At 69.4% G+C, this 7789-nt stretch carries 3 protein-coding genes; 1 reads left to right on the top strand and 2 read right to left on the bottom strand.

From position 1 onward, the window contains the following. Positions 1 to 574 precede the first annotated feature (574 nt). Together AB0I53_RS33020 and AB0I53_RS33015 are read right to left on the bottom strand one after the other, a co-directional pair. Positions 575 to 745, bottom strand: a complete 171-nt coding sequence (locus tag AB0I53_RS33020; RefSeq protein ID WP_358506592.1) for a hypothetical protein — start codon at positions 743 to 745, stop codon at positions 575 to 577. Between the two features lie 427 nt (positions 746 to 1172). After that, positions 1173 to 1637 carry a hypothetical protein gene (locus AB0I53_RS33015; protein WP_358611862.1) on the bottom strand — a complete coding sequence of 155 codons (465 nt, stop codon included), beginning with the start codon at positions 1635 to 1637 and terminating at the stop codon, positions 1173 to 1175. A 996-nt stretch (positions 1638 to 2633) separates the two neighbouring features. Here AB0I53_RS33015 and AB0I53_RS33010 point away from each other — a divergent pair. Then, positions 2634 to 7789 (top strand): hypothetical protein (locus AB0I53_RS33010; protein ID WP_358611859.1); only part of this gene is annotated, 5156 nt, incomplete at its 3' end.

Here is a 7789-nt window from a genome sequence, read left to right as displayed (position 1 = left end):
AGAGTGCCGCGGTGATCGCTGCGGTGGGGTCGGTGTTGTCGTTCGGGGCGATGGGGGCGTTGCCGAAGCTGAAGGGTGCGATCAAGGATTGGGTGAAGCGTGCGGGCGGCGAGCCGGGCGCGGTGGATGGGTGGTTTGCCCATCCTGGGGCGCGGATCGGTGGTGAGGGCCTGCATGAGGGGGCTACCGAGACGGTCGCGGTCGGGATCATGGAGGGCGAGTTCGTGTTCAACCCGGCGGCGTTCACCGCGGGTGGGGCGTCGGCGGTGGCGGAGATCGCCGGGGAGAAGGTGGGGGAAGGTCTCGGCGGGCGGGCGTTGGAACACGAGGCCAACAAACATGTCCCGGGTGATGAGGATGCCGACAGCGGCTACGGCAGCGACGAGGACGCAGACGCCGACGACGCGAGCAGCGAGTTCAGCAGCGGCAGCAGCGAGTCCGGCGGTGGTAGCAGCGAGTCCGGCTATGGCAGTGACGAGGACGCGGACGGCGCGGGCGGCGAGTCCGGCGGTGGCAGCGGCGAGTCCGGCTACGGCAGTGACGAGGACGCGGACGACGCCGGCAGCGAGTCCGGCTACGGCGGCGAGGACGCGGACGACGCGGGCAGCGAGTTCAGCAGCGACAGCAGCGAGTCCGGCAGCGACAGCAGCGAGTCCGGCGGCGGCAGCAGCGAGTCCGGCGGCAGCAGCGGTGATGGGCCGGGGCTGGGGGCGTTCACCGGCGGAACCACCGTCCCACCGGCCATTTCCACCCACTCCACCGGCCAGGGCGACTCCAGTGGTTCTCGTGGGGGCCGGGATGCCGTGTTGCCGGGCAACGGCCAGAACCAGCCCGGCGACGAGCACAGTCCCGCCTCGGTGGGCGAGTCTGGTCATCCGAGTGTTCCGGAGGGTTCTGGTGCTGTGTCTGCGGGTGGGGAAACCACTGGTGGCCGGAGTGTGCCGGGTGAGCGGGTCGGTGCCGAGGGCGGGTCGGACACCAAGCCCGTCGTGGATCCGGTAAGTGCTGTTGCGTCGCGGCCGGGGCAGCCGGGTGCCCAGGTCCCGGTCACGCCGGGTGATCCGGGTGACCCGATGCGATCCGAGGCTGTCCGGGAAGAGTCTGGTGGCGGGCAGCAGCAGCGGGTGCCGGAAGGTCATCGGCAGGTCCCGTCGGGGCAGGATGTTCCGCAGTCAGGCGTCACCGGTGATGGGATCCCTGGCGAGGTTGTTACGCACTCTGCCCGGACCCCCGGGAACGACGGGTTGGGCGGCTTCGCGCAGTCCCAGCCCCACGGGGCAGACTCCGGGCCGGCACCCAACGCCGGTGAGGTTGTCACCCACAATCAGGCCAACCCGAGCTCTGAACCCGCCGGTCAGTCCACGGGTCAGCCCGATGGCGCGCGGGAGCCCGGGTCTGAACCCGCCGGTCAGCCCGATGGCGCGCGGGAGCCCGGGTCCGAATCCACCGGCGTGCCCGGCGGCGAACGCGGCGAAGTGCCTGACGGTGCGCGGGTCGGTGAGTCGACCGGCACGCCTGGCGGTGGTCGGGAGTCGGCCGGTGAGTCCGGTGATCGCGGGTTCACCGGTGAGCCTGGTGGTGGCGAACGCGGTGGGTCGACCGGCGTTGGCGAACGCGGTGACGAGCTTGGTGGTCATCGCGGGTTCACCGGTGAGTCTGGTGGTGGCGAACGGGTCGGTGAGCCTGGCGGCGAGCGGGCCGGTGGGTCGACCGGCGTGCCCGGCGGCGAACGCGGCGATGAGCCCAGCGGCGAGAGCGGCGGCGAGTCTGGCGGTAATCGCGAGTCGACCGGCGTGCCTGGCGGCGAACGGGTCGATGGGTCGACCAGCATGCCTGGTGGTGGTCGGGAGTCGGCCGGTGAGTCCGGTGGTGGCGAGTCGACGTCGGCGCGGATTCCTTCTGGTGTCCCGGCCGCCGGGGACAACCGCGTTCCGGTGCCGGGGGGTGTTGATACTCCGGTCGTTTCCGATGCCGCGGTCGGCTCCGATGGTGATCGCGACGGCGCGACCCCGACACCGATCCAGGCCCCGGCCGCCAGTACCGGCACCGGGTCGGGTTCTGGTTCAGGGACGGGTCAAGGCTCCGGCCAGGCGTCGGCGACTGCCCCGGTTTCGCAGGTTCCTGCGGCGGCTACCTCGGGTTCTGGTTCGGGGACTGGGCAGGGTTCTGGCCAGGCGCCGGCGACCGCTCCGGTTTCGCAGGCTCCTGCGGCGGCTACCTCGGGTATCCCCGCGGCCGCCACGACCGGTACTACCGGGGGCACTTCAGCGGCGGCCCCCTCGGGTTCTGCGCCGGTGGGGCCGGGCGCGGGTACGTCTGGTGGGACGTCCGCCGGATCGGCTGGGACCACTGGCGGGTCGGGCACGTCTGGTGGGCCGGGGTCGGGGTCGTCGAGCCGCAGTGTGCCGTCGCTGAGGGCTGGGACGGTGGGTCCGGGGATGCCGGGCCGGGTCGGTGATGGTTCCCGTTCTGGTGGGGCCCGGGAGGTGACGGCGGCCGCGGGTGTCGGCGACGGTGCTGACTCGTCGCGGGCGGTGGAGTCGTCGTCGCGGATGGAGAAGATTGGTGGTGGTCGCGGGTCGGGACCGGGCGTGAGGTCCGGGTCGGGTTCGAAGCCGGGGTCGCGGAATGAGATGTTGGCGATGCTGGTTGCTGCTGATCCGGATTTGCGGGCGTATGCGGGGTTGTTGGGGGATCCGGAGGCGTTGCCGGCGAAGTTGCGGGCGTATGCGGGTAAGCCGAAGAAGGATCTGCGGTTGGCCAATGCCGGGGTCACGTCGTTCGTGTGGTTGAACACGATCCTGCAGGGCCGGGTTGATCAGTTGGCGTTGACGGCTAGGTACGGGCCGGAAACGTTGCTGGGTTTGTATGAGCTGATGCTTCGTCAGCCCCGGCAAGGTGACCGGGCGCCCAGGATCGCGTTGTTGGTGGCCGAACTGCTGGATGTGCGGCCTGATCCGGGTTCGTGGAACCCGCGGGACTGGTTTGGTCGGGGTGGGAAGGATCTGCCGGCGACCCGCGGTGAGAAGACCGCACCGGAGAACCTCAAGGAGAAAGAGGAGAAGACCGCGGCGGAGACCCGCGGCGAGAAGACCGCGGCGGAGACCGTCGAGGAGAAAACCGCGGCGGAGGTCGTTGACGAGAAGACCCGTTCGGACGATCCCGATGACCTGTACTCCGACGAGCGGGCCCTGCTCGCCGAGGAGTCCGATGCGGCTTCGATCGTCTCGGCCGTCTCCGATGGGTCCGGCCGGACCGATACGACCTCCCTCGCCGAAGTCGACGACACGGGCGGGGTACGGGAGATCCGGGAGATTCCCCTCGAATTCGCCGATCCCATGCTCAGCATGGACGGTTCCGTCAACGCCTTGTGGTCCGGGGGCGCCGACCCGCAGGTCGAAACCTTCATCAAGACGTTGGGTACGGCGGTGGCGGATACGCCGACGGTGGAGTCGCATTCGGACGACAAGAAAGCGCGGCTGGCGGGATACCTGGAACGGCAGCGCATCCTCGACATGGACGCCGTCGGACGGCTCGGCGAGGATGTCCGTGGCCTGGTGGACCGAATCCTGCTCGCCGAGGTGCACAGCGCCGGACTCGACACCCGTACCCGGTGGGTCGCGGACGGGCTGCGCGCGCGGGCAGAGCAGAACAAGCTCCCCGGTGGCGCGCCGCCGGAAGGCGCTGGGCCGTCGCTGGCGCAGGAAGACCAAGCACTGTTCGACGCGATCACGGCATCCTGGCCGTCTCCCGACGCGGCGCTGAAGTACACGCTGGCTGGATTCCGCGACATGTTCGCCGGGTTCGACAATGCGCTGGTCTTCCAGGCAAAGGCGTTGGGACCGGGACGCAACGATCGGGCCGGCGGGCCAGGCATGCCCAATTACCCGCTCGCTTATCTGGGTGACGGCCTGGTGGCGATGAGACGGGTCGGACAGTTGCTGTACGGGGCAAACGTCGACGATGTGCGGGCGCTGGTGTTCGCGCCGGACACGCGCAAGGGGTTCGTCCTGGTGCGGCGTGGCAACGACGTCCATATTTTCGGCATGCACGACGGCCAGGCCGCGGGACCTGGCGATCTGGATGGTGCGGGGCGGCTGTTCGGGGTGGCCTACCTGCCTGACGGCAGGCTGCTCTTCGGCCGTCGGGCCGCATTGACGGACCAGCAGGTTTCCCAGCTCGCCGAGGAGTACGCGAATATACCGCCGACCGAAGACGCAGACCTGCTGCCGGCATTGAGCCTGACGATGATGGAGGATGTGCAGGCGGCCGTCCGGGACCTGCCAGCTGACGATCCGGCCAAGCGATGGACGCTGAAGCCGACTCTGGTCGGCCGGGGGCCGGGTGCTTTCTCCCAGGCCCGAGACCTGCTCAGGTGGCGGGGTGAGGGTGCGACCGCGGTGCTGGTAGACACTGCCGGGCACCAGGCTCTTGTCATGCAGCGCGTGGGTGACAGCGACGTACGCGTCAAGCGGCACCACAACGGCGTGTCGTACGACATGACCGGCAGCGATGCTCGCATTGACGCCGACAAGCTTGTCTACGCCATCGCGATGGACGCGGACGGTTCGGCGCTTATTGGCGATCAGGCTGTCGCCACGGTGAGTGAGGATCGGGCGGCGAGGTTCGAGGAGCTGCGGAGCGCGCTGCCGAAGCCTGCCCATTTCGGCCTGTTCGGGTACGGCGACGCTCGCCGGTTCGTGAAGTCCGGCGCGGCCGAACTCGCTTTGGTGCGGGAGGACGAGATCCGCCAGGCGCGCATCGCGCGGATCGGCAAGAAGCGAGCAGAGCCTGGTGATGAGCCGCCTCAGCTTGGCCAGAGCATGTGGACCGCGCCGGTCGTCATGGGCGGGACGTTGAACGGCGTCATCGAGGCGGTGCGTGCGGACGAAGGCGGCGCCGCGACCGCGATCGTGCTGGACGGCGAATCGCGTGACGCCTACGTCGTGGCGCGCCAACCGGGCGGTGCGGCCGGCGATGCCAATAACGTGGCGGTGTTGCAGGCCGACGGAGACCCGGTCGATCCCGCCATGCTGGGTGATCTGAGCAGGATCTTGGTGGTCGGCAAGCGGTCTGACGGATCGGTCTTCCCGCCAGACTTGTTCACCGAACCCGGCAGCAGGCAAGCCGCACCGGAGCAGGCGGCGAAACCCGCCGCGTCGCCCGCTCGGCGGCGTTTCGACGAGGAGCTCCTGCGACAGGCACGCTCGGGCCTGACCTGGGACACCTGGCTGCAGGTGCGGCAAGCGGTGCGGCAAGCGGTCGACGGGCCCAGCGCGCTCGAGCAGGGCATCTCGGCCAGCAACCTCACGTTCGTCGCGGCCAACGAGGTGCGCAAGGATCCGGCGCGGACACCGTCTGAGGTGGTCCAGCGGTGGGTCGGCGACCTGGGAATCGGCCGGCAGGAGCGCGACGGGGCCGCGTCCGGGGCGAAGTCGAGGGCGATGCCGTCACGGGCGTGGACCCCGCAGCGGGTCGTCAGCGTGGGCAAGGCCGCGGCGATGCCGGTGCGCGCCCTGCGCCAGATCTCGGTCCCGCTGGCGCAGGATCTGATGCAGCTGGCGCGGGCGATCGTCGACAGCGTCCACCATTTCACCGGGCCGTACAGGAGGCCCGATGTCGACCGCAATGGCCTGGACCTGCCACCAGAGCTCCGCTCGGTGACGCTGGATGAGCAGCTCAAGAACAAGCCGCCGAACCTGCACCTGAAGGCCCCGCTGGTCCAGCTTGCTGCTCAACAGCTCATCGAGCTCGGCATCGACGCGGCCAGCATCCTGGACATCCGCAACAGATCGCAGGCGATCGGACGTGAGCTCGGTACCGCGCGGCCGACGGCCGAGCGGTTGTCATGGCCGGACACGAACCGGGGCCAGCTGTACGAGGTGAGCGAACAGGAACTGCGTCGAGCATTGGATCGGGTGCAGATGCGACCCGACCGCTTGGTTCCCGGCGCGTTTCTGGCCGAGGTGCTGAGCGAGGCAAGGCAGCTGCCATCGGACGAGACCTCCACCACTGGACGGGAAGCGCCCCCCAGCGCGGCGCAGGCCGCGCCACCGGCCGTGACTCCTGCCGCGCGATACCCCGGGCAGTCCGGAGAGGAGGCCATCGAAGGCGCCCTGGGACGACTGCGGGAGAGGTGGCACAGCGCCCGTTCGACGCCTGTCCCGCAGTCGGTACCGTCACCGCCATTCGCGCCATCCCTTTTCCCCAGCGATGATGCGGGACTCAGCATCAGCGATGCTCTGGAGGAAATCGAAGCCCTCGACATTCCTGCATCCTTCGGGATGCCTGGGGCGGAGGCGGCGGGGCCGGTGCGCCGGATACCGCGGGTGCAGCAGGACGACGACGTTTACGAGGCGGCTCTCGGCATCCTGGACGAGGTGAGCGACCCCAACGAGCGAGACCCGGAAAGTCTCGCTGACCGGTTGGCGTTGGACGCCATCGCATGGCGGCTGAAGAACGAGCCCGACGAGTCCGTCGTACTTGACGATGCGATGGACATCATCGTCGCCCTTGACCCGAGCGAACCTACCGCCATGACAGGTGGAAGCGGGACGCTGCGTTCGATCCAGGACATCCTCGAGGCTGCCGACGAGCTGGAGGTCGACAGCAGCATCGCGCAGGCCGCGCGGGGGCTGTTCGAGGAGATCGACCTGCGTGATCCCGACGATCCCGATCCCGACATCGTCGACGAAGCCGAGTCCGCCATCACCCTCATCGCTGCCGAAGCGGAGCTGGGCAAGGATTCTGAGGCTCTGGTCCGGTATGCCGAAGGGCTTAGCCGCATCATGGGCTCGGTCCACCCGGAATGGGTTCTTCGCCGGAAGTATCCGGATCTTTTCCAGGACGACGGCCCGCCGGCCGCGACGACGGAACCTGACCCGGATGTAGCGGCTGCGCAGGTTTCGGATTACCCGGCGGTGGAGGTCGACGATCCCGGCTCCCCCAGGCCGTCCGGTGAGCAGGCGGGCGCAGAGCCGCAGGGGCCGCGGGCGAAGCGGCCCCGGCTTGAATCGCCGCCCGCGGCAGGCCGCGAGAGCCTGCAACCAGAATCCCCCGGGAGCGGGTCTGAGCGACCGTCGCGGGTGCGCCGGATACCGCAGGCGACCGCGGACGATGCCGAGGTACCGGCAGCTCTCGACATCCTGCGCCGCGTAAGCGACTTCGAGCGCTTGGAGCGGGACGCTCTGCGGTATCCCGAGGCGCTCAGCGCTGTCGTGTGGCTACTGCGAAATGAGGGCGACAGGGTCCAGGTCGCGCAGGACGCCGAATCGGTCGTCGCCGGCATGGGCATGAGCCGTGACGGGAGCCGTCTAACCATGCGCACGAGTTCGGGCGCGGTGGTGCAGACCGTCGAGGACATGACCACGCTGGCAGAGTCGATGGAGTTCGACGCGGCGGCGATGCAGGAGGCGCGACGGATCTTTGACGAGGTCGACATCCGTGGTGTCGGCGACGGCGCTGCCTACCACGACCTCAGCAGCTATGACGCGAAGTCTCGGGCCACCATCGCTTTGATCGCCGACAGCGTCGAGATGCGGCACGCCAACGCGGTGCTCCTGAGCCAGATCTCGGGGACGTTGCGTCCGGAATCGGCTCTCGAGCACCGGTTCCGTCCTGGGCTCCGCGGCGCTGCCACCACGCCAGAGAACGCGCCGGGCCGGGCCAATGTCCGGCAGACGGTGGACGACGTGTTGGCCGAGCTTGGGGAGGCCATCGACACCGAGTTGGAGGCAGCGGAAGTCGCGCTGAGCGAGCTACCCGGTCGGGATGACCTGGTAGCGGAGGC

Origin of the sequence: Saccharopolyspora sp. NPDC050389 (genome assembly GCF_040655595.1) — a bacterium.
In the GTDB taxonomy this organism is placed as follows: Bacteria; Actinomycetota; Actinomycetes; order Mycobacteriales; family Pseudonocardiaceae; genus Saccharopolyspora.
Note: the sequence above shows the minus strand (reverse complement) of the source record. Positions and strands in the feature narration are given on the sequence as shown.

Coding starts and splice junctions, on each gene's coding strand:
- AB0I53_RS33020 (WP_358506592.1), bottom strand. CDS start 745: ATGGCCGGTGGGACGGTGGTTCCGCCGGTGAACGCCCCCAGCCCCGGC.
- AB0I53_RS33015 (WP_358611862.1), bottom strand. CDS start 1,637: ATGACCACCAAGCTCGTCACCGCGTTCGCCAACGCCGGTCGACCCACC.